This is a genomic window from Rubrimonas cliftonensis (assembly GCF_900107585.1).
Classification (GTDB): domain Bacteria; phylum Pseudomonadota; class Alphaproteobacteria; order Rhodobacterales; family Rhodobacteraceae; genus Rubrimonas; species Rubrimonas cliftonensis.
This window is the reverse complement of the sequence record NZ_FNQM01000002.1, coordinates 292,022-317,809: the sequence shown is the minus strand read 5'-3', so window position 1 is coordinate 317,809 and position 25,788 is coordinate 292,022. Positions and strand designations below refer to the sequence as shown.

The following is a 25,788-nucleotide window of genomic DNA, read 5'->3' as shown; positions in this document are numbered from 1 at the left end:
ACCAAATCGATGAACGCACCGGCAAAATTCGACGCCTACGAAGTGGGCTATGACATCCCGGCCATTCCGGGCATGGACGAGAAGGACATCCAGACCCCCTGCCTGATCGTCGATCTCGACGCCTTCGAGCGCAACGTCAGGAAGATGGGGGACTGGTGCAAGGCGCACGGCGTCCGCCACCGCGTGCATGGCAAGATGCACAAGTCCGTCGACGTCGCGAAGGCGCAGATCGAACTGGGCGGCGCGGTCGGCGTCTGCTGCCAGAAGGTCAGCGAGGCGGAAGCCTTCGTGCGCGGCGGCGTCACCGACGCCATGGTGTCCAACCAGGTGCGCGACCCCGCGAAGATCGACCGTCTGGCCCGCCTGCCGAAGCTCGGCGGCCGCGCCATCTGCTGCGCCGACGACGTCGCCAACATCGCCGACCTCTCGGCGGCGGCGGTGAAGCACGGCACGCAGATCGAGGTGCTGGTCGAGATCGACTGCGGCGCCGGGCGCTGCGGCGTCACCACCACCCCCGCCGTGGTGGAGATCGCCAAGGCCATCGACGCCGCGCCGGGGCTGAAATTCGCCGGCATCCAGGCCTATCAGGGCGCGATGCAGCACCTCGACAGCTACGACGAGCGCAAGGCGAAGGTCGACATCGCCATCGCCATGGTCAAGGACGCCGTGGATGCGCTGAAGGCCGAGGGGCTGGAGTGCGACATCGTCGGCGGCGGCGGCACCGGCTCCTACTATTTCGAGGGCGATTCGGGCGTCTACAACGAGCTGCAGTGCGGCTCCTACGCGTTCATGGACGCCGACTACGGCCGCATCCTCGACAAGGACGGCAAGCGCATCGACGAGGGCGAATGGGAGAACGCGCTGTTCATCCTCACCTCGGTCATGTCCCACGCCAAGGCCGACAAGGCGATCTGCGACGCCGGCCTCAAGGCGCAGTCGGTGGACAGCGGCCTGCCGGTGATCTTCGGCCGGACCGACGTGAAGTACGTCAAGTGCTCCGACGAGCACGGCGTCATCGCAGACCCCGAGGGCGTGCTGAAGGTCAACGACAAGCTGCGCCTCGTGCCCGGCCACTGCGACCCGACCTGCAACGTGCATGACTGGTATGTGGGCGTGCGGGGCGGCAAGGTGGAGACGCTCTGGCCCGTGACCGCCCGCGGCAAGGCCTACTGACACCGAAGGCGGCGCGCATGGCGCGCGCCGCTCTCCCGAAGCCTCGGGAGGACATCCGCCGACGCCGCGTTGCGCCGCGGGCGCAACCCGCGCCCCCTCTCCCGCCCTGCGGGAGAGGGCCGGGGTGAGGGGGCGCCCTCATGGGCGACGCGCCGCCGCCCGCCCCCCGCCCACCTTCCTGGCCGCCATCCTGGCCGTCAGCCCCAGCCTGCCGGAGCCCGCCCGATGAAAGACGCCGCCGACGCCGCCGCCATCGCCATCGTGTCCGAAGACGTCTGCAAGGAGGTCGTCAGCCGCGCCGACGCCTTCGAGGCCGTCGAGAAGGTGTTCGCGGCGATGGCGCGGGGCGACGCCTACAACTTCCCCGTCATCCGCGAGGCCATCGGCCACGCCGACGCGCTCTACGGCTTCAAGTCGGGCTTCGACCGCGCGGGGCTGGTGCTGGGCCTCAAGTCGGGCGGCTACTGGCCCGGCAACGCGGCGAGGGGGCTGACCAACCACCAGTCGACCGTGTTCCTGTTCGACCCCGACACCGGCCGCCTGCGCGCGCTGGTCGGCGGCAACCACCTCACCGCGCTGCGCACCGCAGCGGCCTCCGCCGTCTCCATCGCGCATCTGGCGCGCAGGGACGCGAAGGTGCTCGGCATGGTCGGCGCCGGCCATCAGGCGCAGTTCCAGCTCCGCGCCGCCGCCGAACAGCGCCGGTTCGAGCGCGTCGTGGCGTGGAACTACCACCCCGACATGCTGCCGAAGCTCGGCGCGGTCGCCGCCGAGATCGGCCTGCCGTTCGAGGCGGTCGAGCGCGAGCGGCTCTGCGCCGAGGCCGACGTGATCATCACCATCGGCTCCTCCACCGAGCCGCAGATCATGGCCGACTGGGTGAAGCCGGGGACGCATCTTGCCTGCATGGGCACCGACACCAGGGGCAAGCAGGAGGTCGATCCCGCCCTGCTGGCCCGCGCGACGGTGTTCACCGACGAGGTCGCGCAGTCGATCACCATCGGCGAGGCGCAGCATGCGGTGGCGCAGGGCCTGATCGGCGAGGACGCCGTGACGCCGCTCGGCCGCGTCATCAACGGCGACCACCCCGGCCGCACGGGCGACGACGAGATCACGCTGTTCGACGGCACCGGCGTCGGCCTGCAGGACCTTGCCGCGGCGGCGGTCGCCATGGCCCGCGCGGTCGAGAGCGGCAAGGCGCAGACGCTGACGCTCTGACCCGCGGCGCCGCCGGGAGGCGCGGAGTGCGCCGGCGGCGCCGCCCCGGCCTTGAGCCACGGCCCTCAGCCGACCTTTGATGGCGTGATGCGCCGTCTCGCGCCCGACCGTCGCAACGGGTTTCCGCATGAAGCGTATAGGGCGGGCCGGTCCCGGCGCAGGGCCGTCAGGCGACGGCGCATGGCGACCGCCGTCACCCCTTGAACCGGCGCCAAAGCGCGGCTTCGCCCATCTCCGCGACAAAGGCCGCATGCGCGGCGCGCTCGGCGTCGGTCAGCCGCGCCGCGAGCGGCCTGGGGCGCGCCGGCGGCGCGTAGGCGCCGGACCTGGCCGCGCCCGCTCCCGCCTCGCCGCGCGCGGCGCCGAGGTTCAGGCCGAAGCCCGGCTGCCTGCCGCCGATCAGTTCGAGATAGACCTCGGCAAGCAGCTCCGCGTCGAGCAGCGCGCCATGCTTTTCGCGTGCGGAGTTGTCGACGCCGTAGCGGCGGCACAGCGCGTCGAGGCTCGCCTGCGCGCCGGGATGCTTGCGCCGCGCCATCGCCACCGTGTCGACGGCGCGACTCATCGGCCATGGCGCGAAGCCCATCCGCCGGCGCTCGGCGTTGAGGAACTTCATGTCGAAGCCGGCGTTGTGAATCACCATCACGGCCTCGCCGACAAAGGCCTCGAACTCCGCCGCGACCGCCGCATAGCGCGGCTTGTCGGCGAGAAAGGCGTCGGAGAGGCCGTGCACGGCCTCCGCTCCCGCGCTCATCGGCCGCTCGGGGTTGAGGTAGACGTGGAACACGCGCCCGGTCGCGACGTGGTTCACCAGCTCGATCGCGCCGATCTCCACGACCCGGTCGCCGGCGTCGGGGTCGAGCCCCGTCGTCTCGGTGTCGAGCACGATCTCGCGCGTCATCGCCGCCATCCCCTCTCAAGCTTCTCCACGATCGCGTCGACCTGCGCCTGGGTGTCGTCAAGCGCGCCGCCGGTGTCGATCACGAAGTCCGCGCGCGCCCGCTTCTCGGCGTCCGGCGTCTGCCGCGCAAGCATCGCAGCGAACGCCTGCGGCGTCATGCCCGGCCGGGCGAGCACCCGCGCGCGCTGCACCTCGGCCGGGGCGGAGACCGTGACGACGACATCCACGACCCTGTCCGATCCCGTCTCGAACAGCAGCGGAACATCGCACACGGCGATGCGCGCGCCCTCGCCGCGGGCGCGGCTCAGGAACGCCGCCCTGTCGGCCGCGACGAGCGGATGGATGACGGCCTCGACGCCGGCGAGCAGATCGGGATCCTCCAGGATCGCCCGGCGCAGCGCCGCGCGGTCGACCGCGCCGCCCGCGACGGCGTCCGGCGCGAGGCTCTCGATGGCGCGCGCACCGGCGCCGCCCGGCGCATAGAGGCGATGCACCGCCGCGTCGGCGTCCCAGAGCGCGGCGCCGCGTTTGCCGAACATGCCCGCGACGGTGGACTTGCCCATGCCGATCGAGCCGGTGAGCCCGACCGAGACCAGCGGCGGCTGCGCGGCGCCCGCTCCGGGGGGCGGGCTCATGCGGCGAGCGCCGCGGCGCGGAGCGCCTCGTCCACCTCCGGCTCCGCCCCGAACCACGCGGCGAAGCCGGGCCGAGCCTGATGCAGCAGCATCCCGAGACCGTCGACCGTCGCGAGCCCCCTCCGCTCCGCCGCGACAATGAAGGGCGTGCGCAGGGGGGCGTAGACGATGTCGGTGGCGAGCGCGCCCGGCGCGGCGTCGTCGAGCGGCAGGTCGAAGGGCGCGGCGCCCGCCATGCCGAGCGAGGTGCAGTTCACCAGCGTCGCCGCTCCGCCCGCCGCGGCGGCCGCCTCGCCCCAGTCCAGCACGCGAATGGGCCCGCCGAGGGCCTCGGCGAGCGCCTCGGCGCGGGCGCGGGTTCGGTTGACGAGCCGCAGCTCGCCGCACCCGGCGTCGAGCAGCGACGCCACCACTGCGCGCGCCGCGCCGCCCGCCCCCAGCACCAGCGCCGGCCCGGCGTCGGCCCGCCAGCCGGGCGCGGCGGCGCGCAGGTTCTCGATGAAGCCGAAGCCGTCGGAGTTGTCGGCCTCGATCCCGCCGTCGCGCACCAGCAGCATGTTCGCCGCCCCGATGCGGCGCGCGCGCGGCGTGGCGGCGTCGGCCAGCGCCAGAGCGGCCTCCTTGTGCGGAATGGTGACGTTGCCGCCGACGAAGCCCAGGGCCTGGAGCCCGCGAAACGCGGTCTCCAGGCTCTCGGGCCGCGTCGGCAGCGCGACATAAGCGCCCCGCAGGCCGTATCTCCTCAGCCAGTGGCCGTGCACCAGCGGAGAGCGCGAGTGCGTCACCGGCCATCCCAAAACGCCGGCCACCGGACCGTTCAGACCGCTCATTCCGTCAACGCCCCCCGCGCGCGCAGGAAGCCCAGCACTTCGAGCAGCGGCAGGCCGAGGATCGTGAAGTGATCCCCCTTCACCGCGCCGAACAGCTGCGCTCCCGTTCCCTCGAACCGATAGAGACCCCCCGCCAGCGCCTCGCCTCCCGACGCCAGATACTCTTCCAGAAACGTGTCTGAAAAAGGCCTCATGTCCATCCGCGCCCGCCCGACATGGCGCCAGATCACCGCGCCGTCGAGCGCGACGGCGGCTGCGCTGTGCAGGCTGTGGCTGCGCCCCCGCAGCGCGCGGAGCTGGTCGCGCGCCGCATCCGCGCCGTCGGGCTTGTCGAAGCGACGCCCGTCGCAGGAGAGCACCTGATCGGCGCCCAGCACCAGCCGGCCCGGCGCGCGCCGGGAGACGCGCTCCGCCTTCATCGCCGCCAGCGCGTCCGCGACATCTTTCGGGGGCGCGCCCTCGGCGTCGAAGGCGGCCTTCACCGCGTCCTCATCGACGCGCGCCGGCATGATCTCCACCTCGACGCCCGCGGCGCGCAGAATCTGCGCCCGCGTCTTCGAGCCTGACGCCAGAACCAGCACTCGCTTCGGTCTCCTCTCTGTCCGCCGCGGCGCAGACGCGGCCCTTGCGCGGTGAGTCGGCCCAATACGGGCCGGCGCCCAGCGGACCGACGAAATCGATTCAGAATGAGAAGGCCCGCTCGCCAAGCGTAGAGCGACCAGGATGAAACGAGCGCGCGCATGATCGGTTAATACAGAGGTTAATCCTTCACCGCCGCAAAGTGAGACCCATTCATCACCGAGCGCTCCCCTTCGTCCGACTTTGGAGACGCGATCGATGACGTTGAAACATTGGCCTAATGGTCGCCGGCCGGAGCGTCACGGTCAAGGGGTTATCGACACGCGCGCGGACCACGCCCCGCCCGCAGGCCACGCGCGTCGCGCCCACCGGGGCGGCGCGACGCTCGACCGCAGGGACGCACGGCATGTTGCGGTCCGTCGGCCCCCGCACCACTTCATGAGCGAAGACGGCGCGCCGTTCCGGGCGCCGTTCACCACCCAAGGCGGCCAGCGTCGCGCCATCCGGGCGAGCGGGCCGCGCTGCGAAGGAGCCTCGCCCATGAATCTGGAGAAATTCACCGACCGCGCCCGCGGCTTCCTCCAGGCCGCCCAGACCATCGCCCTGCGCGAAGGCCACCAGCGGCTGACGTCGGAGCACCTGCTGAAGGCGCTGCTCGACGACCCTGAGGGGCTGGCGGCGCGGCTGATCGCGAAGGCGGGCGGCGACGTGGCCCGCGCCAAGGAAGCCGCCGACGCCGCCGTGGGCAAGATCGCGAAAGTCTCCGGCGGCGACGGCCAGATCTACATGGACGCCGGGCTCGCCCGCCTTCTGACCGAGGCCGAGGCGCTGGCGCAGAAGGCCGGCGACAGTTTCGTGTCCGCCGAGCGGCTGCTCGTGGCGCTGGCGAAGGACGCCGCGGGCAGGCCGCTGAAGGAGGCGGGCGCGGACGCCCAGCGCCTGGACGCGGCCGTGGCCGACCTGCGCAAGGGCCGCACCGCCGACAGCCAGAACGCCGAGGCCGGCTTCGACGCGCTCAAGAAATACGCCCGCGACCTCACCGAAGCCGCCCGCGACGGCAAGCTCGACCCGGTGATCGGCCGCGACGAAGAGATCCGCCGCACCATCCAGGTGCTTTCGCGGCGCACCAAGAACAATCCCGTCCTGATCGGCGAGCCCGGCGTCGGCAAGACCGCCATCGCCGAGGGCCTCGCCCTGCGCATCGTCGACGGCGACGTGCCCGAGAGCCTTCAGGACAAGAAGCTGATGGCGCTCGACATGGGGAGCCTCATCGCCGGCGCGAAGTATCGCGGCGAGTTCGAGGAGCGGCTGAAGGCGGTGCTGGGCGAGGTGCAGGCCGAGGCCGGCGGCGTCATCCTGTTCATCGACGAGATGCACACGCTGGTCGGCGCCGGCAAGGCCGACGGCGCGATGGACGCCTCGAACCTCCTGAAGCCCGCCCTCGCCCGCGGCGAACTGCACTGCGTCGGCGCCACCACGCTCGACGAATACCGCAAGCACGTCGAGAAGGACGCCGCGCTCGCCCGCCGCTTCCAGCCGGTGTTCGTGGACGAGCCGTCCGTCGAGGACGCCATCTCGATCCTGCGCGGCCTGAAGGAGAAATACGAGGTTCACCACGGCGTGCGCATCACCGACAGCGCGCTGGTGGCCGCGGCGACCCTCTCGAACCGCTACATCGCCGACCGCTTCCTGCCCGACAAGGCCATCGACCTGATGGACGAGGCGGCCAGCCGCCTGCGCATGGAGGTCGACAGCAAGCCCGAGGAGCTCGACGCGCTCGACCGCGACATCATGCAGAAGCAGATCGAGGCGGAGGCGCTGAAGAAGGAGACCGACGTCGCCTCGCAGGAGCGGCTCGCCTCGCTCCAGAAGGAGCTCGCCGACCTCCAGCAGATCTCCGCCGAGATGACCGCGCGCTGGCAGGCGGAGCGCGACAAGCTCGGCGAGGCGCGCACGCTGAAGGAGAAGCTCGATCAGGCGCGCGTCGATCTGGAGAACGCCAAGCGCGCGGGCGATCTGGCCAAGGCGGGCGAGCTCGCCTACGGCGTGATCCCGCAGTTCGAGCGCGACCTGCAGGCCGCGGAGGCCGCCGAGCAGTCTGACGTGATGGTGGAGGAGGCGGTGACGCCCAGCCACATCGCCGGCGTCGTCAGCCGCTGGACCGGCATCCCCGTGGACAAGATGCTGGAGGGCGAGCGCGAGAAGCTGCTGCGCATGGAGGAGGGTCTTGGCGCCCGCGTCATCGGCCAGGCCGAGGCGGTGCGCGCCGTCTCCAACGCCGTGCGCCGGGCCCGCGCCGGCCTGCAGGACGAGAGCCGCCCGCTGGGCAGCTTCCTGTTCCTCGGCCCGACCGGCGTCGGCAAGACCGAGCTGACCAAGGCGCTGGCGCAGTTCCTGTTCGACGACGAGCAGGCGATGGTGCGCATCGACATGAGCGAGTTCATGGAGAAGCACAGCGTCTCGCGGCTGATCGGGGCCCCTCCGGGCTATGTCGGCTACGACGAGGGCGGCGTGCTGACGGAGGCCGTCCGCCGGCGCCCCTATCAGGTGATCCTGTTCGACGAGGTCGAGAAGGCGCATCAGGACGTGTTCAACGTGCTGCTGCAGGTGCTCGACGACGGCCGCCTCACCGATGGCCAGGGCCGCACGGTGGACTTCCGCAACACGCTGATCGTGCTGACCTCGAACCTCGGCGCGGAGTTCCTCACCGCCCTGCCCGACGGCGCGAGGGTCGACGACGCGCGGGAGTCGGTGATGGGCATGGTGCGGGCGCACTTCCGGCCCGAATTCCTCAACCGCCTCGACGAGATCGTGCTGTTCGAGCGGCTGGGGCGCGACCACATGGCCGGCATCGTCGCCATCCAGCTCGCCCAGCTCGAAAGGCGGCTGGCCGACCGCAAGATGACGCTGGAGATCGACGGCCCATCGCTCGATTGGCTCGCCGAGAAGGGCTACGACCCGATCTACGGCGCCCGGCCGCTGAAGCGGGTGATCCAGAGGGCGCTTCAGAACCCGCTGGCGGAGCTGATCCTCTCCGGCGCGGCGCATGACGGCGACGTGATCACGGTGTCGGCCGGCCCGGAGGGCCTGGTCGTCGGCGACCGTCTGGCCCCGCCGCCGGGCGACGGCGGCGAGCCGCCTCGCGCCACGGTGCACTGAAGCAGCGCGCAGGATTGATTCGCGGGGGTGGCGCCGGCCACCTCCGCGGCGTTTCAGTGAAGCCTTCGCAACAGCCGCCAAACTGCCCGCAGAGCGTGTGAAATTGCGCCCTCGTTGACTTCGAGACGCGAATTGACCGATATATGACCAAAGAATGATTGCCGTAGAGGCGCCGCAGCCCCTAGCGTAAAAGTTGTAAATCGAACCTCACGCAATGAGGTCGCACCCCGGGGAGAGCGTTCATGGTCACCATCATCTCCCCCCGATCCGGACCCCGGCGAGAGGACGTCGCGGCGCGTCGGCTGATCGACGGCAACCGCGCGACGATCGAGCGCCTCGCCGACCAGTTCTCCAACGGCGCCTATTCCGCACGCAAGGCGCAGGCCGCCGCGCCGTCGGCGCCGCAGGCCGAAGGGCTGATCATAAGCCATGGCGCGGCGCCGCCGCCGGGAGCGCCGCGGCCCTATGTCCGCGTCAGCCCCAACAAGCGGGTCGTCGTGGTGGACTTCGAGACCAACCGCCAGATGCACTTCCTCGGCGAGATCCGCCGCGTCGACGGTCGCTGGAAGTTCCTGCTCGCCACGCGCGAGAACGGCTTCCACGCCGCCGTTTCGCCCGAAATCGGGAGCAGGCTTGCGATTCTGGACGGGGCTGCGATGGGCGCAGGGCGCGACGACGCGGCGCTCGCGGCGGAAATCAAGACGCTTCTCGGATACACGGATATCTGACGCGACCGGCGCACCCCGCCAGACAGCAAGGAGCCGCCGATGCCAGCCGAGGCCAGCCAGCGCGTTCCGTCAACGGCGAGCGACCATCGCCGCGTCAACGCCGCTTGGGATAGCCACCACGCCGGCGCCGGCGCCTGCCAGGTGGTGCGCAGCGTCATCCACCAGTCATGGACGCGCAGCACCTCGGCTGGCGTCGACCCGACCCGCGCCGAAGCCCCGGTGCTGAGCGACGAGAAGGGCGTCGCGCGCCTGCGCGCGGCCAACGACGCGCTGTGCCGCGCCGCCAGACGCTCGCTCGACAAGATCGGGCGGATGCTGCACGGGGCCGACGCCATGCTCATCCTCACCGACGAGGAAGGGCTGGTGATCGAGGCCATCGGCGACCCCGCGACGCTTCAGGCCGGCCGCCGCATCAACCTCCAGGTCGGCGCGCTGTGGCGTGAGGACGCGGTGGGGACGAACGGCATCGGCACGGCGCTGCAGGCCGGCCAGCCGCTGTTCGTCCACGGCTCCGAGCACTATGTCGAGGGGCTGAAGGACTGGAGCTGCGCCGCGGCCCCGATCCGCGACCCGGTGGACCAGTCGGTGATCGGCGCGGTGGATCTCTCGGGCCTCACCCGCATCTTCCGCGAGCACAACACCGCCTTCGCCGCCGCCGCCGCCGGAGAGATCGAGGCGGTGCTGGCCCACGCCCTGAACGCCGAGCGCATCCGCCTGCTCGACGCGCTGCTGGAGCAGGCCCCCATGCTCGGCGGCGAGGACGGCGTGGTGATCCTCGACGCGATGGGACGCGTGCTGCACCGCAGCGGCTTCGAGCGTCTGATCCTCGGCGACGGGCGCGAGGCGCCGACGGCGATCGGGGAGCGGCTGGTGGAGCTGAACGGCGCGCTGTCGGCGGACACCGTCGCCGCCGCCCTGCCGCCCGATCTGGGCTGTCGCGACGTCTGCGCGCTCAGCATCGGCGGCGAGGTGCGGGGCGTCGCGCTGGTGCTCGACTGCGCCCGCAAGCCGCGCCGCGCCGGCGGGGCCCCGGCGCGCGCCGCCGCCGTCCGCCGCCCCGCCGGGCAGGGCGACATCGTCGCCCGCTGCGACGCGATGCTCGAGGCGATCGACCTTGCCCGCCGCATCGCCCGCGTCAACGCGCCGGTGCTGGTGCAGGGCGAGACGGGCACCGGCAAGGAGCTGTTCGCGCGGCTGATCCACGCCGAGTTCTCCGGCCCGCGCCAGACGCCCTTCATCGCGATAAACTGCGGCGCCATCGCGCGCGACCTGTTCGGCGGCGAGCTTTTCGGCCATGTGGAGGGCGCCTTCACCGGCGCCGTGAAGGAGGGCCGGGCTGGCAAGCTGGAGCAGGCCTGCGGCGGCGTCTTCTGCCTCGACGAGATCGGCGAGATGCCGATCGAGATCCAGCCCTACCTGCTGCGCGTGCTGGAGGAGCGGGTGATCCACCGCATCGGCGACAGTCGGGGCCGCCCCTTCGACGCCCGGCTCGTGGCGCTCACCAACCGCGACCTGCGCGCCGAGGCCGAGGCGGGCCGCTTCCGCGCCGACCTGTTCTACCGCATCGGCGCCGTCACCGTTCAGGCGCCGCCCCTGCGCGAACGCGGCGACGACGTGCTGCTGCTGCTGGAGCATTTCAACCGCAGCCTCGCGGCCGAATACGGGCTCGACCCGCTGCGCTTCGCCAGCCCCGTCGCCGAGGCGCTGCTGCGTTACCGCTGGCCGGGCAACGTGCGCGAGCTCCGCAATCTCGTGCAGCGCCTGCATTCGCTGTCGCGCGACCGCTGCGTCACGCTGGCCGACCTGCCGCCGGAGATCGGGGCGGAGACCGCGCCGGGCGTGGCAGGCGCCAAGCGGCAGGACCGTGGGCAACCGCAGGCGCAGCCGCCGGCGCCCTCTGAGCCGTGCTCGCTCAGGGACGCGGAAAAGACCGCCATCCTGCGCGCCATCGCCGAGCATCGCGGCAACCTCAGCCGGGTTGCCGACGCGCTGGGCATCACGCGCCCGACCCTCTACCGCAAGCTCGACCGCTACGACATCCAGCGCGTCTATCGCTAGGGCGTTTTCCGGGCTGCTGGCGGCCGCTCGGCGACCATGGTCGCCGCCCCGACGCCGCCCAGCACGAGAACGGCGGCGACGACGAAGCGCCATGTCAGCGGCTCGCCGAGCACCGCCATGCCGCCGCCGAGCGTGATGAGCGGCACGGTCAGCTGCGCCAGCGCCGCCGTCGTCGCGCGCAGCCGCGGCAGGATCGCATACCAGAGCGCATAGCCGCAGGCCGAGGTCAGGCCGCCCGAAGCCAGCGCCAGCGCCGCGCCCCGCGGGTCCATCGCTCCGCTCTCCCCCGCCAGCGCCGCGACGCCCCAGAGGGCGAATCCAAGCGGCGCCGCCAGCGCGAAGGCGCCGGCCATGCGCGGCAGCGGCGCGCCGCCGCGCCGGCCGATCAGCGAGAAGCAGCCCCACGCCGCCCCGGAGACCGCCATCAGCGCCAGCGCCAGCCCGTCCGGCGCCGCGGCGCCCGGCGCCACGAGCGCGCCGAGCCCCGCGAGAGCGGAGAGCGCGCCCAGCCAGCGCGCCGGGCCGGGGCGCTCGCCCCCCATCAGCGCGCCGACGAACATCGTCGCCTGCACCGAGGCGAAGAGCGCCAGCGCCCCGATCGCGGCGTCGATGCGCAGATAGGCGAAGGAGAACGCGGCGGCGTAGAGAAACAGCGTCACGGCGCTGGCGGGCGAGGCCGTGGCGCGCGCCGCCGCCCGGCCCGAGGGGCGCGAGAGCGCCAGCGCCGCCAGCACCAGCGCCCCGGCGCCGAGCCTCAGCGCGGTGAAGGCGCCAGGCCCGATCAGCCCCTCCGCCATGGCCAGCCGCCCGAGGATGGAGTTGGCGGCGAACGCCAGCAGCGTCAGCAGCACGGCGGGGAGCAGCGGGAACGGCGGGTCGGGCGACGTCATGGCGCGACCCTGGGCGCCCGGCGCGACGGAGGAAAGCCGCCGCCCGTCACGCTCTCGCGCCCGTCGCCGCAGGCGCCCCGGACGGGGCGCCGGACAGAGCCCCGGCGAGCGCCGCCGCGTCGGCGCGCGGCAGCGGCAGATAGCGCGCGCCGAGAGCTGCGGCGACGGCGGCGGCGTCCGGGCTGGGCCTGGCGCCGCTGTCGATGAGCGCCGCGCCTAGGCCGAGCGCGCGCAGCCGCCCGGCAGCCTCCAGCGCCTCGGCGCGGGCGGCCTCGCGCCCCCCGCTCCCGTCGCGGCGCACATTGGCGCGGCCGTCGGTGAGGATCGCCAGCGTCGGCGTCCAGCCCCGGCGCAGCGCGGCCTCGGCCTCCAGCGCGGCGAGCTCCAGACCCGCCGCCAGCGGCGTGCCGCCGCCGCCCGGCAGCCCCGCGAGCGCCCGCTTCGCCCGCGCCAGCGCGCGCGTCGGCGCCAGCGCCAGCTCCGCCCCGGCGCCGCGGAAAGTCACCAGCGCCACGCGGTCGCGCCGGACGTAGCTCTCGGCCAGAAGCAGCTCCACGGCGCCCTTCGCCTCGGCGAGGCGCTGCGCGGCGGCCGAGCCGGAGGCGTCGACCACGAATATCGTCAACGTCTCGGCGGGGCGCTTGAACCGACGCAGGCGGAAGTCCTCGCGCCGCACCAGCACGCGCCGGGGGGCGGGCGGGAAAGCGTCTCCGGCCGCGTCGCCGGTCGCGTCCATGGCCAAGTCTCCAGCCCCGTCTCCAGCCCCGTCTCCAGCGCCGTCTCTGGCCCCGTCTCTGGCCGCGTCTTCATTCGCGTCCACTGCCGCGGCGGCGCGCTCGGCGGCCTCGCGCCGGCGCAGCGGCTGCCAGGGCGCGGCGGCGCGCAGCGTCTCCACGAGATCGAGCCGCGCGCCCCCCTGCGGCATGCCGGGCCGGGCGCCGAGCGGACGGCCGCGGGTCGCGGCGCGGCGCATCGCGCCAGCAGCGCCGGCGCCGGGCGCGCGGCCCGCCCCGCTCGCCGCCGCGAGCCCGGCCAGCACCCCGGCGGGCAGCGAGGCGCGGGCGGCGGCGATCACCAGTTCGGTCAATTCTCCGAGAGCAGGCCCCTCGTCGAGCCGGTCAGCGTCAGGCTCGGGAGCGTCCGGCGGCGGATCGCCCCGGTCGGGCGGCGTCTCGTCGGGAGACGTCTCGTCCGGCGCGTCCTCGGAGGCATCGTCCTCCGGGGCCTCATCCGGCGCGGCGGGGGCCTGGGTCGCGCGGGGCCCCAGCGCGAGGCGGGCCGCGAGCGCGGCGTCCCCCGCCTCGACCTCCGCGCGGCCCTCCAGCGCGGCGGCGGCGCAGGCGGCGCGCAGCGCGAAGATCGCGGCGCGCGGCGAGGCGACGCCCAGCGCTTCGGCGGCGGCGCAGAGCGCCTCGAGCACCGCGTCGGGGCAGGCGACATGCGGCAGCCGGCGGCGGGCCTCGGCGATCCGCGCGCGGTGATCCGCCGACATCGGCTCGGGGCGCAGACGGTCGAGCGCGAGATCGAAGGCGAGCCGTTCGCGGAGCGCGGGCGGCGCGGCCTCCTCGCTCTCCTCGCTCTCCTCGCCCTCGTCGAGCGCCACCACGCCGAGCCGGGCCGGGACCGCCCCGCCGGCGCCCTCGCGCGCCAGCCGCACGACGCCCCCATCGAGCGCGGCGCCGAGATGGGCCGCGAGCGTCGCCTGCGCGCGTTCCGCCATCGCCAGCACCGCGACGCCGCCGTGAGCCTCCGCCAGCACGCCGCGGCGCGTCACCGGGCGCCCCGCGGCGAGCGTCGCGGCGAGGTCGAGACCGCCGAGCAGCCGCTCCTCGGTCACGGAGGCGGGGATGCGCCGGAAGGGCGCGCCCTCCGGCAACCCCGCCGCGAGACGGGCGAGCCAGGCGTCCCGCGCGGGGCCGAAGCGCGCCCGCAGCCGAGCGCCGCCGAGCGCCGCGGGGTCGAGCGCCAGCATGTCCGCCGCCGCCGCGGCGTCGGACCAGCCGGCGCCGTCCTCGCCAGCGGCGAAGGCCGCTTGCGGCGCCGCTGACGCGGACGGCGCCGGCGCCGGCGCTTCAGGCGCCCGCCTGCGCGCAAACACCTCGGCTGATGGCCAAACGGCTGCGCCGGCGACGTCGCCGGCGGGGCGCGGGCCGTCGACCGGCCGCGCCGCGTCCGGCGCTGCGCCCGGAGCCGCGGAAGCCTGGACGCAGCCGGGCTTCACGCCGCCAGCACCTCGTCGAGCGCGCGGGCCACGCGCGCGCCCGAGCCCGCCTCGTCGAGCGGGTCGCGCCGCAGGCGGTGTCGCAGCGCCGAGGGCGCGACGGCGCGCACATGGGCGTCGGTCACGACGCCGGCGCCCTCCAGCGCCGCAAGCGCGCGGGCGGCGCGCAGCAGCGTCAGCTCGCCGCGCAGCCCGTCCGCCTTCAGCGCGAGGCACAGCCTTGCGGCCTTCTCCAGCGCCGCGTCGGGCGCCTCGACGCCGGGCAGGCGGGCGCGGGCGGCGAGGATCCTTTCGCGCACCGAGGCCTCCTCAGAGGCCCATTCGGCGACGAAACCGGCGCGGTCGCGCTCGAAGGCGTCGCGGCGGCGCACGACGAGGATGCGCTCGGCCAGCTCCTTCGGTGTGCTCACCTCGACGGACAGGCCGAAGCGGTCGAGCAGCTGCGGGCGCAGCTCGCCCTCCTCGGGGTTGCCGGAGCCGACCAGCACGAAGCGCGCCGCGTGGCGCACCGACAGGCCCTCGCGCTCGACCACGTTCTCGCCGGAGGCGGCGACGTCGAGCAGCAGGTCGACGAGATGATCCTCCAGCAGGTTGACCTCGTCGATGTAGAGAAAGCCGCGATGGGCGCGCGCCAGCAGGCCGGGCTCGAACGCCTTCTCGCCGCGGGTCAGGGCGCGCTCGAGGTCGAGCGCGCCGACGACCCGATCCTCCGTGGCGCCGAGAGGCAGGTCCACCACCGGGGTCGGGGCCTCAACGGCCTTCGCGCGGTCCGCCTCGGGGCAGTCGCGCGCGTCGGGGTCGTCGTTGTAGGGCGAGCCGGCGACGACGCGGATCGGCGGCAGCAGCGCCGCCAGCGCGCGCACCGCGGTGGACTTGCCGGCCCCGCGGTCGCCGAAGGCCAGCACGCCGCCGATCGAGGGGTCGACCGCGGCCAGCAGCAGGGCGGTCTTCATCTCGTCCTGTCCCACGATCGCGGTGAAGGGGAAAACGGCCATGGCGGCGGGGTCCTTGCGGCTGGTCCGTGGGCGGGTCACGCACCGCGCACTTTCCGCGCTCGGGGGCTGACTGTAAAGCGGGCCTGACAGTCCGTCGCAGCCCTCCGGTCGCAGGAGCATCGCCATGGCCGCCCTCCTCCCCCCAGACCGCCCCTTGCGCGAGGCCTTTCCCGTGCGCTTCGCGAGCCCCACCCGCTGGCGCGACGACGACCTGTTCGGCCACATGAACAACGTCGTCTACTACGAGTATTTCGACACGGCGGTGAACCGCTGGCTGGTCGAGGGCGCGCGGTTCGACGTGCTGCGCGGCCCGGTGATCGGACTCGTCGGCGAGACGGCCTGCCGCTACTTCGCCGCGGTGGGGTTTCCGCAGACGGTGGAGACCGGCCTGCGCGTTGAGCGGGCGGGGACGAGTTCGGTCACCTACCGCCTCGCGCTGTTCGGCGCAGGCGCTGAGGCTGCGGCGGTCTGCCGCTACGTCCATGTCTACGTCGACCGCGAGACGCGGCGCCCCGCGCCGCTGCCGCAGGCGTTCAGGGACGCGCTGGCGACGATCTCCTGAACGGCGTCAGCCGCCCAGCGCGATGCCCTCGCCGTCGAAGCCGAGGCGATGGCCAAGCTCGGCCAGCGCCCGCCGCGCCGCCGGCCCCCAGGGCGCGGCGCGGGAGACGCAGAGCATCGCCTCCGAGCGCAGGATCAGCCCGTCCTCCAGCACGCGCAGGTGGTTGGCGCGCAGGGTCTCGCCGGACGAGGTGATGTCCACGATCAGCTCCGCGGCGCGGTTCTTCGGCGTCGCCTCGGTGGCGCCCTGGCTGTCCACCAGCCGGTAGTCCGCCACGCCCGCCTGCGCGAAGAAGCGCCGCGTCAGCGCGTGATACTTGGTGGCGACGCGCATCGGCCGGCCGTGGCGGGCGCGGAACGCCGCCGCCGCCTCGTCGAGGTCGTGCATGGTCTCCACATCCACCCAGAAGGCCGGCACGGCCACGATGAGGTCGGCGCGGCCGAAGCCCAGGCGCAGCGGCAGGGCGATGCGGGTCTCGGCGTCGGGGATGTGCTCGCGGATCAGATCCTCCCCGGTCACGCCGACATGGATGGCGCCCTCGGCGAGCGCGCGGGGGATCTCGCCCGCGGAGAGCAGCGCGAGGCCGGCGTCGGGCAGGCCGCTGACATGGCCCGCGTACTCGCGCCCCTCGGGGCTGCGCTCCACGCGCACGCCGGCGGCGGCGAAGCGGTCGACGGCGTCCTGCTGGAGGCGGCCCTTGGAAGGCAGGCCGAGGGTCAGCATGCGGCGGCCTCCGGCGCGGACGCATCGGCGAGGCCGCCCGCGGCGAGCAGCGCCTCGGGCCGCACCATGGCGCCGACGGCCGGCGCCGGCGGCCCGCCAAGCGCCGCGGCGATGCCGTCGTAGCGCCCGCCGGCGGCGAGCGGCGGCAGGTCGGGCCGGCCCGGCGCGGCCATCTCGAACACGAAGCCGTCGTAGTATTCCAGCGTGCGCGCGGTGGCGGCGCGGAACGGCAGGGCGCCGGCCTCCACGCCGCGCCGCGCCAGGGCGTCGAGCCGGCGGGCGAAGCGCTCGAGCGCCGGCGCGATGTCGACGCCGCCGGCCTTCGCGAGCTCCGCAAGGCGGGCGTGGGCGGCGTCGGCGGGGCCCTCGACGGCGAGCGCGGCGTCGATGAGCCGCGCGTCCTCCGCGGCGACCGGCGCGGCGGCGGCGTCCTCGGCCAGCGCCTGGGCGCGGGCGGCGACGTCAGCGAGATCGCGCGCGCCGACGACGCCGCCGGCGCCCTCGGCGAGCGCGGGAACCCCGCCCGCGGAAGCCGCCTCAAGCAGCGCGCGGCGCAGGGGCGAAGGCGCCGGCGCGGGGCCGGCGTAGCGCCGCAGCAGCGCCTGGAAGCGGACGGGGCGCCAGAAGTGGCGGCGCAGCGCGGCGCGGCGGGCGGGCGCCATCGCCACCGCCTCCAGCACCGCGATGGCGACGCCGAGATCGCCGGTCACGACCTCCGGCGCCGTGACGCCGCCCTCGGCGAGCGCGTCACGCATCAGCGCGAACACTTCCGCGTCGGCCTCGGCGGCGTCCTCGCCATAGACCTCGACGCCCGCCTGCAGGAACTCCGTCGGACGCCCATTCTGCGCGCCCGGCTGACGACGCCAGACCGGGCCGAGATAGCAGTAGCGTGCGGGCTCGGCGCGCGCGGCGCGGTGAAGCTGGAGCACCGGCAGGGTGAAGTCGGGGCGCAGGAACAGCGGCCCGGCGCCGGGCTGCTCGACGATGAAGGCGCGGCCGCGCAGATCCTCGCCATAGACGTCGAGCAGGACGTCGGCCTGGTGCAGCGCCGCGGGGTCGACGCGCTGGGCGCCGGCGGCCTCGAACCGGGCCATCATGCGGGCCGTCAGCGCCGCCAGCGCGGCGCGCGCCGGGCCGACGCGGCCGCCGGCGAGATAGGCGCGGTCGGCGGCCACCGCCTCAGCCCCCGGCGCGGGCGATCATCGCCTCGACGGCCTCGACCAGCCTATCTCGCGGAACCTCGAGCTGCGCGGGCTGCGCCTTCCATTCCTCGTTGGTCTCGATCCCGGCGGCGAGCCGCGCGCCGAGCGCCATGTCCTTGAGCTGCACCACGCCGCGGGCGAACTCGTCCTCGCCGGCGATCACCGCCACGGGGCTCATGCGCCTGTCGGCGTAGGCCAGCTGTTTCGCCATCTTGCCGCCGCCGAGGAAGGTCTCCGCGCGCAGGCCGGCGGCGCGCAGCGCGCCGGTCATGGCGGCGTAGTCGGCCATGCGGGCGCGGTCCATCACGCAGACCACCACCGGCCCGCCGCCCTCCTTCGGCCCGCGCCCCTTGGCGGCGAGCGCGGCGAGCAGCCGGTCCACCCCGATGGAGACGCCGGTGGCCGGCGTCAGCTGCCCGGTGAAGCGCTTCACGAGGTCGTCGTAGCGCCCGCCGCCGGCGACCGAGCCGAACTGGCGCGGGCGGCCCTTCTCGTCGAGGATCTCGAAGGTCAGCTCGGCCTCGTAGACCGGCCCGGTGTAGTAGCCGAGGCCCCGCACCACCGAGGGATCGAGGCGGATGCGGTCGGGCCCGTAGCCCTGAGCCTGTAAGAGATCGATGATCTCTCCAAGCTCCCGAATTCCCTCCTCGCCACTCCGCGATTGACCCACGAGGCGCATCAGGTGATCGAGGACGGCCCAATTCCATAGACGGCCCACACCCTCGGAGTGCCTGTCCGCATCTTCGACAACAAAACCCATACCAGATGGAATCCTCAAATCCGGATTTGGTGGGCCATTTTCAAGTTCTTCGCGCACAAGTCGGGAAGCGTCGACAAATCCCATGATGATTTCGATCTGTTGGGTGCTGAGATTTGCTCCCCTTGTAAAATCTCCGCTGTCGTCCTTTCGACCTTCTCCAAGCAATGCCAGCACTCCGTCTGGGCCAAGCCGGTCCAGCTTGTCGATCGCTCTAACAACGATCCCTCGCTCAATGCTGAATCGCGTCGGGTCTGAAACGTCATGAAGGCCAGCAACCTCCATTACTCCATCAAGCACCTTGCGGTTGTTGATGCGCACCAGATAGTCGCCGCGCGAAATGCCCGCCGCCTCCAGCGCGTCGGCGAGCATGGCGCAGATCTCGGCGTCGGCGGCGACGGAGGCGGCGCCCACCGTGTCGGCGTCGCACTGCCAGAACTGGCGGAAGCGGCCCGGCCCCGGCTTCTCGTTGCGCCAGACCGGCCCGACCGCAAAGCGGCGATAGGGCGTCGGCAGGGTCTGCTGGTGCTGGGCGTAGACGCGCGCCAGCGGCGCGGTCAGGTCGTAGCGCAGCGCCAGCCACGTCTCGTCGTCGTCCTGGAAGGCGAACACGCCCTCGTTGGGGCGGTCGACGTCGGGCAGGAACTTGCCCAGCGCCTCGACCGTCTCGATCCCGGAGGTCTCCAGCGGGTCGAAACCGTAGCGGCGATAGACCTCGGTGATCGCGCCCAGCATGGCGGCGCGCGCCTCGACCTCCGCGCCGAACCAGTCGCGAAAACCCCGCGGGGTCTCCGCGCGCGGCCGGCGCGGCCTGTTCGCCTTGTCTTTCGCCATGGAGCCCGCCCCGCTGAGGTCGCGCCGGGGGATAGCGGATGCGCCCGGAGGCGGCAAGCTGGGCGGCGCGGCCGCAGCGCTCCGACGCTTCAGCCCAGCGCGGCCTTCACCTGCGCGCCGACCTTGGAGAAGTCCATCTGGCCGGGGTGGCGCTCCTTCAGCATCCCGATGACGCGGCCCATGTCCTTGATGCTCTCGGCCTCGGTCTCGGCGATGGCGGCGGCCACGGCGGCGTCGACCTCCTGCTGGGTGAGCGGCTGGGGCAGGAACTCGCGGATGACGTCGATCTCCTGCTGTTCGCGCGCCGCAAGCTCCAGCCGGCCGCCCTCCTCGTAGGCGCGGATGCTGTCCTCGCGCTGCTTGATCATCTTGGCGAGGATCGCCAGCGCCTCCGCCTCGTCCTCGCCCGGCGCGTCCTCGCCGTCGCCGCGCGCGGCGATGTCGCGATCCTTCAGGGTGGCCATGACGAGGCGCAGCGTCGAGGTGCGCGTCGCGTCCTTGGACTTCATGGCCTCCTTGAGGGCCGAGGCGATCCGGTCTCTCATCAACGTTCCTGCAAAAGCCGGGCCCGTGCGCCCCGTGACGGACCCTAACGCGCCCGACACAATGCGGCAACGCAACAGAAAATTTTCAAGCCGCTGTAATCAAAGGAAAAATACCCAGACACCATCTTGACGCCCCCAGGATGTGCGCCATACATGCGCGAGATCAGCGAGGAGTCGCAGCCCATGCCCCACCCCAACGCCCGCGCCCTCACGGGGCGAATCGCGCTCGCCGACGGGTCGGTGCTGCGCGGGGTCGGCTTCGGCGCCTCCGGCGCGCAGGCTGGCGAGCTGTGCTTCAACACTGCGATGACGGGCTATCAGGAGATCCTGACGGACCCTTCCTATGCCGGCCAGATCGTCACCTTCACCTTTCCCCATATCGGCAATGTCGGGGCCAACGCCGAGGACGAGGAGGGCGGGACCGCCGCCGCGCTCGGCTGCGTCACGCGCGAGGTTCCCACCGCGCCGTCCAACTGGCGCTCCGCGGGACGCTTCGCCGACTGGATGAGCGCGCGCGGACTGATCGGCGTCGGCGGCGTCGACACGCGGCGGCTGACGAGGCTGATTCGCGGCAAGGGCGCCCCCCACGCGGTGATCGCCCACGCCGCCGACGGCGTGTTCGACGAGGCGGCGCTGGTGGCCCAGGCGCGCGCCTTCGCCGGGCTGGTCGGGGCGGACCTCGCCCGCGACGTGACCGCGCCCGAAGCCTACGCCTGGGCCGACGGCGGCTGGCGCTGGCCGGGCGGCTATGGCGGCGAGGACGCGGCGCCGCCGCGGCCCGGCAGGCGGCGCGTGGTCGCCATCGACTACGGCGCCAAGCGCAACATCCTGCGGCGGCTGGTGGAGGCCGGCTGCGAGGTGCATGTCCTGCCCGCCGGCGCCACCGCGGCGCAGGTGCGCGCGCTGGACCCCGACGGCCTGTTCCTCTCCAACGGCCCCGGAGACCCCGCCGCGACCGCGGAATACGCCGCGCCGATGATCCGCGAGATCATCGAGCAGACGCCGATCGCCGTCTTCGGCATCTGCCTCGGCCACCAGATGCTCGGGCTCGCGCTCGGCGCCCGCACGGTGAAGATGAACCACGGCCACCACGGCGCGAACCACCCGGTGAAGGATCTCGAAACCGGCAAGGTCGAGATCGTCTCGATGAACCACGGCTTCGCGGTGGACGCGCAGACGCTGCCCACGGGCGTGATCGAGACCCATGTCTCGCTCTTCGACGGCTCGAACTGCGGGCTGAAGGTGGCGGGGCGGCCGGTGTTCTCGGTGCAGCACCACCCCGAGGCCAGCCCCGGCCCGCATGACAGCCATTATCTGTTCGATCGCTTCGTCTCGGCGATGGGCTAGCCGCGGCGGACGCCGCGCTCCGTCTCACGGCGCTTCGTCCGCCCTAAGTCCGGCCGGGCTCACCCCTCGCGGGGGCCGCCGTCGCCGGGGCTAGCGGGCGGCGGCGATCACGGCGAGAAACGCCGCGCCGAAGCGCCGGGCCTTCTGCTCGCCCACGCCCGGCACGCGCGCCAGCGCCTCGACGCTGCGGGGCTTCGTCTCGGCGATCTTCGCGATGGCGGCGCGCGGCAGGCTGAGGGGCTTCTCCGCGCCGTCCTCGCCGCGGGCGAGGTCTCGCGCCGCTTCCTCCAGCGCAGCGCAGAGCGCGAGCGCCGCGTCCGACAGCTTCGCCTGAGCGGGGTGCGGCGGGGCGGCCCCCTGCGTCAGCACGTCGAGGAAGATGCGGCCGTACTGGTCGAGCTTCTTGGCGCCGACGCCGTGGCATTCGCCGAGCTGGGCCAGCGTCTGCGGCTTGGCGGTCGCCATGTCGATCAGCGTGCGGTCGGCGAACACGACATAGGCGGGGACGCCCTGCGCCTCGGCCAGTTCGCGGCGCCTGGCCTTCAGCGCCGAGAGCAGCGGCTCGTCCTCCTCGGCCACCAGCGCGGCGGGCGCAGCGCGGCCCCCCGCCCCTTTCGCCGGGCGCAGCGCGTCGGCGCGCATCTGGAGCGGCTGCTCGCCCTTGAGGATGGGCCGCGCGGCCTCGGCGCAGCGCCAGGCGCCGTGGCGCTCGGCGTCAGCCCAGACCACGCCGAGCGCGGCGAGCTGGCGGAACACGCCGCGCCACTGGTTGCGGTCGAACTCCTTCCCGGCGCCGAAGGTGGGCAGGCGGTCATGCCCGCGCTCCGCCACCTTCTCGGTCGTCTCGCCGCGCAGGATGGCGATAAGGTGCTCCATCCCGAAACGCTCGCCGGTGCGCAGGATCGCCGAGAGCGCTTTTTGCGCGGCGACGGTGGCGTCAAAGAGCTTGGGCGGATTGCGGCAGAGGTCGCAGGCGCCGCAGGGCTCCGCCAGCGTCTCGCCGAAATAGCCCAGCAGCGTCATGCGGCGGCAGCGCGGGGCTTCCGCGAGCGTCAGCAGCGCGCTGAAGCGCTGGTGGTCGCCGCGCTTGCGCTCCTCCGGCGCGGGGCTCTCGTCGATCTGCATGCGGCGCAGGCGGATGTCGTCGAGGCCGTAGAGGGTGAGCGTGTCGGCCGGCGCCCCGTCGCGGCCGGCGCGGCCGATCTCCTGATAGTAGCTCTCCACCGACTTGGGCAGGTCGGCATGGGCGACGAAGCGGATGTCGGGCTTGTCGACGCCCATGCCGAAGGCGACCGTGGCGCACATCACCAGATCGTCCTCGCGCTGGAATCGGTCCTGGTTCTGCTGGCGCGTCACGGGGTCGAGCCCGGCGTGGTAGGCGAGCGCGGGCAGGCCCTCGTCACTGAGCGCCTTCGCCAGCACCTCGGTCTTGTTGCGGCTGGAGGCGTAGACGATGCCGGAGCGGCCCTTGCGCGCCTTCACGAAGCGCAGGAGCTGCTGGCGCGGCTGGTTCTTCGGCTCGAAGGCGAGAAACAGGTTGGGCCGGTCGAAGCCGCGCAGGAAGGTCTCGGGCGGGCGATCGAACAGTTTCTGCGCGATCTCGGCGCGGGTCTCGGCGTCGGCGGTGGCGGTGAAGGCGGCGGTCTGCACGCCGCCGAGGCTTTGGCGCAGGTCGCCGATGCGCAGGTAGTCGGGGCGGAAGTCGTGGCCCCACTGGCTGACGCAATGCGCCTCGTCCACCGCCAGCAGGGTGATGCGCGCGCGGCGCAGGAGCGGGCCGGAGACGGCGACGCGCTCGGGCGCCATGTAGAGCAGCTTCAGGCGGCCGTGGTCGAGCGCGTCGAAGATCTCCTCCTGCTCCTCGGGCGTGTTGGCGGAGGTGAGCGCGGCGGCGGGGACGCCTGCGGCCTGCAGCGCGCGCACCTGGTCGCGCATCAGCGCGATGAGCGGCGAGACGACGACGGTCAGGCCGTCGCGGGCGAGCGCCGGCAACTGGTAGCACAGCGACTTGCCGCCGCCGGTGGGCATGATCGCCAGCACGTCGCGTCCATTGATGACCGCATCGACGATCTCGCGCTGGCCGGGGCGGAAATCCTCGAAGCCGAACACGGTCTTGAGCAGGGCGCGGGCGTCGTGCATGGCGGGTGGAGGCGTCCTTGTCGGCGGCGTCTGCTGGGCGCGCCGGGCGGCGCGCGGTTGGGCTCTCTTTCCGGTATCCCATCTGTCGCGGCACGGCGCCAGCCCCGACAAAACAAGGTTAACCACCTGACATGACGGCATAAACCACGAATGCGCGCGACTTTCCTGAAAATTTGAGCCAAAGTCGGTCCCATCGAGCCAGCGACGGAGCAGGGCCATGACCGTGACCGCCACCTTCGACGACGTCGACGCCCGCGCGATGATCCGCGCCGATCTGGAGCGGCTCGGCGGCCCGGCGCGGGCGCGCTATCGCGCGGCGCTGCGCCGCCTGCTGCGCGAGGCGCGGGAGGAGCGCGGTCCGGCGAGGCAGGCGCGCACGGACATCACGCAGGAGGACATGGCGATGCTTGCGGTTGGCGGTCTCGCCGTGGCGGCTGCGGCGATTCTCGGCGGCCCGGTCGCGGGCGCGCTGGCGGGAGCCTGCGCTGCGGGCGCACTGGCGCTGGCGATGATCCGCGGCGAGAGCGGCGCGGCCCGCCCCGCGCCACGCTTCGACGACGACGATAATCCGGCGGCGATGGCGATCTCGCTGCACCGCGCGGCGCTGGCGGAGTCGCGGCGCGACTACTACGCGGGGCAAACGACGCCGCAACGGTGAGAGCGCGCGCCGGCTGAGCCCGAGGCGCGACGGCGATAGCAGGACGAAGTGGCGGGGCGATCAACATATCGACTGGATCGGTCAGCGACAAGCAAGCCGCCAAAAGGCGGTGGCATAGAGCGGCAGACCTGACGCAGTCAGATCGGGCGCCGCTCTAGCGGCGCGCCAGATCGTCCGCGATGGCATGGAGAATCTCGACGGCGCCCATGTTCAACTCTCCGTCGATGAAGGCCGCCGGGAAGTTCACCGTCGCGTCAGCTGCTTCGCTGCGAGCCTCTTCGTAGCGTTCGCGCGAGACCTTCACCACTTCCGCCGCGCGGGCCTCGCCCTGCAGGCAGCCGTCGAAGGCGTCGGCGGCGATCAGGTCGGGGCTGAGTATCGCACGCATGACCTTCACTGCGCGCGCCGCCGGTATCTCGACCCGCTTGAAGCCCTCGCCATGCCGGAAGGTCACGTCGCGCCAGTGGCTTTCGGCAAGCTGGAGCCGGCGGTGCGACTCAAGCGGATCCGCACTGCATCGCACCAGCAGGTCGGCCCAGAGATCCTTGCGCGACTGGTGGACGAAATACACGTCGAGCCGGATGCGCCCGTCCTCAAGCGCCTGATGCGCCTGCGCCGCGGCCTCGCGCGCCAGCACGGGGACGCCATGAACCTCGCCGTCGCGGATCGTCGCATAGAGGTCGACGCAGTGCCGGCAAGTCACGAGGGAAAGAAAGGCGTAGCGGTTGGGCGCGTCCTCGACGCCGTAGCCGAGCGGCTCGGCCTGCTGCGCAGAGACCGGGCCCGAAACCGCGGCCCCGAACAGGGCGGCCACGAGGACGAGGGAGGTACCTCTCATGGCGCGCCTGCGATCGCGAGAGGATGATGCGAAATCCGGCGGCGGTGACTGGCGTCGCCTTCGATCACGGCTTGCGCGTCTCGAAACTGCGCGACGCGCGCAGCCGAGCGGCGGGCGAGGATCGCCCCGTACTCCAGGCCAAGCGCGGCGGCGAGCCCTTTCTCGATGGCGTCGAGGCCCTCGAACCGTTCACTGCTGATGAAGGCGAGCGGCGGCTTCACGTCGGGATACTCCTGCTCGAAGGCGCGGAAGTATCCGATGACCTGCTGGCTCGCCTCGGCGTCGCGCGGGCACGCCAGAAGATCGGCCTCGCTCAGCAGATCCGGCGTCAGGACCGGACCGAGGATCTCGGCGAACTCGCGCCATGTCATCGGGATCGGTTCGCGCGTCGCCGGGTGCGGAAAGCTGAGTATCATCTGCGGCGCCGACGAGAGCCTGCGCATCGTCTCACCCGGCGCTTCGCTGCAGCGGGCGAGAAGATCGGCGATGAGTTCCCGGTCCGCGTCGAGCCACGAGCGCCAGACGATGCGCAGGCGACCAGCCTCGAGAGCCGCCGCATACGGCGAAACGCGCTCGCCGTCGAGAAGTCTAGTGTCGAACAGCGCGTCGAATACGTCGTCGCAGCGGTCGCATGAAGCGTTCGCCACCAGCGCCAGGTGAACCGGCGCTTGCGCTGCCCCGATGGCGACGCTCGCGTAGCGCGCAGAGTCCTGCGCGGTCGCCGCCGCAGGCGATGTGATGCAGAGCGCCGCGATCAAGCCGGCGCGGGCGCGAAAGCGTGCCATACGCCCTCCAA

At 73.1% G+C, this 25,788-nt stretch carries 22 protein-coding genes; 8 read left to right on the top strand and 14 right to left on the bottom strand.

All coding sequences use genetic code 11. The features are described from left to right. Positions 1–9: 9 nt before the first annotated feature. Both bhcC and bhcD read left to right on the top strand, forming a co-directional pair. Entirely contained in the window at positions 10–1,173 is a 1,164-nt protein-coding gene (gene bhcC / locus BLW43_RS04170) for a 3-hydroxy-D-aspartate aldolase BhcC (RefSeq protein WP_093248755.1), read from the top strand. 225 nt (positions 1,174–1,398) lie between these two features. Beyond that, on the top strand, positions 1,399–2,391 hold the full coding sequence (bhcD, locus tag BLW43_RS04165) for an iminosuccinate reductase BhcD (protein ID WP_093248753.1): 993 nt from the start codon (positions 1,399–1,401) through the stop codon (positions 2,389–2,391). Positions 2,392–2,584: 193 nt separating this feature from the next. Here bhcD and dnaQ read toward each other — a convergent pair whose 3' ends face one another. Genes dnaQ through BLW43_RS04145 form a run of 4 tightly spaced genes read right to left on the bottom strand, consistent with a single transcriptional unit; the run spans position 2,585 to position 5,338 of the window. Then, the gene (gene dnaQ / locus BLW43_RS04160; protein WP_093249955.1) at positions 2,585–3,292 is read right to left on the bottom strand and encodes a DNA polymerase III subunit epsilon; all 708 of its coding nucleotides are present in this window, start codon (positions 3,290–3,292) and stop codon (positions 2,585–2,587) included. Further along, complete coding sequence (coaE, locus tag BLW43_RS04155; RefSeq protein ID WP_217632097.1) at positions 3,289–3,927, bottom strand: dephospho-CoA kinase; 639 nt, start codon at positions 3,925–3,927, stop codon at positions 3,289–3,291. The genes dnaQ and coaE overlap by 4 nt, the downstream gene beginning before the upstream one ends. Further along, positions 3,924–4,757, bottom strand: a complete 834-nt coding sequence (locus tag BLW43_RS04150; RefSeq protein ID WP_093248735.1) for a shikimate dehydrogenase — start codon at positions 4,755–4,757, stop codon at positions 3,924–3,926. Before BLW43_RS04150 ends, coaE begins: the two co-directional genes overlap by 4 nt. Next, the gene (locus BLW43_RS04145) at positions 4,754–5,338 is read right to left on the bottom strand and encodes a Maf family protein (protein ID WP_093248733.1); all 585 of its coding nucleotides are present in this window, start codon (positions 5,336–5,338) and stop codon (positions 4,754–4,756) included. Before BLW43_RS04145 ends, BLW43_RS04150 begins: the two co-directional genes overlap by 4 nt. Positions 5,339–5,876: 538 nt before the next feature. Between BLW43_RS04145 and clpB the strand changes: the two genes are divergently transcribed. From clpB to BLW43_RS04130, 3 genes are all read left to right on the top strand, one after another. After that, positions 5,877–8,495: an ATP-dependent chaperone ClpB gene (gene clpB, locus BLW43_RS04140; protein ID WP_093248731.1), complete on the top strand. Its 2,619-nt coding sequence runs from the start codon at positions 5,877–5,879 to the stop codon at positions 8,493–8,495. Positions 8,496–8,737: 242 nt separating this feature from the next. Continuing rightward, positions 8,738–9,223, top strand: a complete 486-nt coding sequence (locus BLW43_RS04135; protein WP_245730917.1) for a hypothetical protein — start codon at positions 8,738–8,740, stop codon at positions 9,221–9,223. Positions 9,224–9,262: 39 nt separating this feature from the next. Next, positions 9,263–11,281 (top strand): sigma-54-dependent Fis family transcriptional regulator, encoded by a 2,019-nt coding sequence (locus BLW43_RS04130; RefSeq protein ID WP_217632096.1) that lies wholly within the window; start codon positions 9,263–9,265, stop codon positions 11,279–11,281. Here the strand turns inward: BLW43_RS04130 and BLW43_RS04125 are convergent. From BLW43_RS04125 to bchI, 3 genes are all read right to left on the bottom strand, one after another. After that, complete coding sequence (locus BLW43_RS04125; RefSeq protein ID WP_093248721.1) at positions 11,278–12,171, bottom strand: DMT family transporter; 894 nt, start codon at positions 12,169–12,171, stop codon at positions 11,278–11,280. The two genes, BLW43_RS04130 and BLW43_RS04125, sit on opposite strands and share 4 nt — an antisense overlap. 46 nt (positions 12,172–12,217) lie before the next feature. After that, entirely contained in the window at positions 12,218–14,143 is a 1,926-nt protein-coding gene (locus tag BLW43_RS04120; protein WP_093249953.1) for a VWA domain-containing protein, read from the bottom strand. 245 nt (positions 14,144–14,388) lie between these two features. Continuing rightward, positions 14,389–15,387, bottom strand: a complete 999-nt coding sequence (gene bchI, locus BLW43_RS04115; protein ID WP_093248718.1) for a magnesium chelatase ATPase subunit I — start codon at positions 15,385–15,387, stop codon at positions 14,389–14,391. 124 nt (positions 15,388–15,511) lie between these two features. On the opposite strand from bchI, the gene BLW43_RS04110 reads away from it, so the two are divergent. Continuing rightward, the gene (locus BLW43_RS04110) at positions 15,512–15,949 is read left to right on the top strand and encodes an acyl-CoA thioesterase (RefSeq protein ID WP_093248716.1); all 438 of its coding nucleotides are present in this window, start codon (positions 15,512–15,514) and stop codon (positions 15,947–15,949) included. 6 nt (positions 15,950–15,955) lie between these two features. Here BLW43_RS04110 and hisG read toward each other — a convergent pair whose 3' ends face one another. The 4 genes from hisG to BLW43_RS04090 form a co-directional block, all read right to left on the bottom strand. Continuing rightward, positions 15,956–16,672: an ATP phosphoribosyltransferase gene (gene hisG / locus BLW43_RS04105; RefSeq protein ID WP_093248705.1), complete on the bottom strand. Its 717-nt coding sequence runs from the start codon at positions 16,670–16,672 to the stop codon at positions 15,956–15,958. Continuing rightward, positions 16,666–17,847 (bottom strand): ATP phosphoribosyltransferase regulatory subunit, encoded by a 1,182-nt coding sequence (locus tag BLW43_RS04100; RefSeq protein ID WP_245730916.1) that lies wholly within the window; start codon positions 17,845–17,847, stop codon positions 16,666–16,668. The genes hisG and BLW43_RS04100 overlap by 7 nt, the downstream gene beginning before the upstream one ends. Positions 17,848–17,851: 4 nt before the next feature. Further along, on the bottom strand, positions 17,852–19,465 hold the full coding sequence (gene hisS / locus BLW43_RS04095) for a histidine--tRNA ligase (protein ID WP_093248699.1): 1,614 nt from the start codon (positions 19,463–19,465) through the stop codon (positions 17,852–17,854). Positions 19,466–19,554: 89 nt separating this feature from the next. Further along, the gene (locus BLW43_RS04090) at positions 19,555–20,010 is read right to left on the bottom strand and encodes a GatB/YqeY domain-containing protein (protein WP_093248696.1); all 456 of its coding nucleotides are present in this window, start codon (positions 20,008–20,010) and stop codon (positions 19,555–19,557) included. Positions 20,011–20,163: 153 nt separating this feature from the next. Here BLW43_RS04090 and carA point away from each other — a divergent pair, with 153 nt between their 5' ends. After that, entirely contained in the window at positions 20,164–21,357 is a 1,194-nt protein-coding gene (gene carA, locus BLW43_RS04085; RefSeq protein ID WP_425441161.1) for a glutamine-hydrolyzing carbamoyl-phosphate synthase small subunit, read from the top strand. Between the two features lie 90 nt (positions 21,358–21,447). Here the strand turns inward: carA and recQ are convergent, their stop codons facing one another. Then, complete coding sequence (recQ, locus tag BLW43_RS04080; RefSeq protein ID WP_093248687.1) at positions 21,448–23,496, bottom strand: DNA helicase RecQ; 2,049 nt, start codon at positions 23,494–23,496, stop codon at positions 21,448–21,450. Between the two features lie 217 nt (positions 23,497–23,713). Between recQ and BLW43_RS04075 the strand changes: the two genes are divergently transcribed. Further along, a complete protein-coding gene (locus BLW43_RS04075) occupies positions 23,714–24,154 on the top strand; it encodes a hypothetical protein (RefSeq protein WP_093248681.1) in 441 nt (146 codons plus the stop codon). A gap of 154 nt (positions 24,155–24,308) precedes the next feature. Here BLW43_RS04075 and BLW43_RS04070 read toward each other — a convergent pair whose 3' ends face one another. Then, a complete protein-coding gene (locus BLW43_RS04070; protein ID WP_139283982.1) occupies positions 24,309–24,992 on the bottom strand; it encodes a hypothetical protein in 684 nt (227 codons plus the stop codon). Next, the gene (locus BLW43_RS04065; RefSeq protein WP_093248676.1) at positions 24,989–25,777 is read right to left on the bottom strand and encodes a hypothetical protein; all 789 of its coding nucleotides are present in this window, start codon (positions 25,775–25,777) and stop codon (positions 24,989–24,991) included. The genes BLW43_RS04070 and BLW43_RS04065 overlap by 4 nt, the downstream gene beginning before the upstream one ends. Between the last annotated feature and the right edge of the window lie 11 nt (positions 25,778–25,788).